At 67.5% G+C, this 1,202-nt stretch carries 1 protein-coding gene; it reads right to left on the reverse strand.

The window, feature by feature from the left end; all coding sequences use genetic code 11:
• On the reverse strand, positions 1-1,150 hold a 1,150-nt coding region (locus tag ACIQNU_RS43800), incomplete at its 3' end, for an IS701 family transposase (protein WP_401378323.1).
• Between the last annotated feature and the right edge of the window lie 52 nt (positions 1,151-1,202).

Genomic DNA, 1,202 nt, shown 5'->3' on the forward strand with positions numbered 1-1,202 from the left:
GCCAGGAGCGGCCTTCGAAGTGGTCCAGACCCAGGCCGTGTTTGAGTTCGCGGTAGTCGTGCTCGATGCGCCAGCGGACCTTGGCCAGACGGACCAGATCGGCGATCGGAGTGTCGGCCGGCAGGTTGGAGAGCCAGTAGTCGGTCGGTGCCTCGGCATCGGCGGGCCATTCGATCAGCAGCCAGCAGTCGGGCAGGACCCCGTCCCACCAGCCCTGTTCAGCCGAGGCAGCGGCTTTGACCGGGTGCTCGACGGCCTTGCCTGCCGGCCGGACACGCACGGCGGCAAAGCGGGAGCGTAACTCTCCCCGCGAGCCGTTGCGCCAGGTCAGGGAGGTGAATGCGTCCTGTCCGAGACCGGCGGCAAGACCTGCTATTGAGGGCGCGGGGTGGCGGTAGCGGGGCTGGGGCCAGCACCCGACCGGCCCCTTGCGTGCCGGGGCCACGGGCTTCGCGTCCAACGGGTGGGCGGTCACATCCGAGCGGATGGCCAGCACATAGCAGATCTGGCGGGCGGACAGAGCGGACCGGAAGTATGTGTTGGTGCCGTAGGCGGCGTCGGCCACCACGGCCGGCGGTGTCATGCCCCAGGCGGCGAGGGTGTCCAGCATGTCCAGGGCCAGACGCCACTTCTCCCGATGGGCGATACCGGGTGGGACCCGGCATCTGGCCCTGCGTTCGCAGTCCGTGGTCCATTCCGAGGGCAGGAAGAGCCGCCACTGCAGCGGGCACGAGGCGGTGTCACTCGCCGCGTGAACGCTGACGGCGACCTGGCAGTTGGCGCGTTTGCCCAGGGCTCCGCAGTACTGCGGAGCCACGGCGACCGACATCTGTCCGTCTTTGGGCAGCGATACGTCGTCGATCACCCAGGCCGCCGGGTTGACCAGCGGCAGCAGGCGTTCGTTGATCCGGCGCTGTACCGGCACAGGATCCCACGTGGACTGGTTCACGAACTGCTGCAGATTCTGTTCGTTCCCGTCCGGCAGCCGCGAGGCCATCGCCTGGACCGACTTGCGGCGGCCGTCCAGCATCAGCCCCCGCAGATAGCAGTCACCCTTGGCACGCTGGTCCTTGCGCGGCACCGACGCGAACACATCCGCCACGAACAACGCCAACTTCGCCCGAACACGGTTCACTTCATATACGTCCACACACCCAACATGCTCGTGATCAGGACCAACAGGAAGACCTAACGGAGTCCTA

Origin of the sequence: Streptomyces sp. NPDC091292 (assembly GCF_044757265.1) — a bacterium.
Taxonomy (GTDB): domain Bacteria; phylum Actinomycetota; class Actinomycetes; order Streptomycetales; family Streptomycetaceae; genus Streptomyces.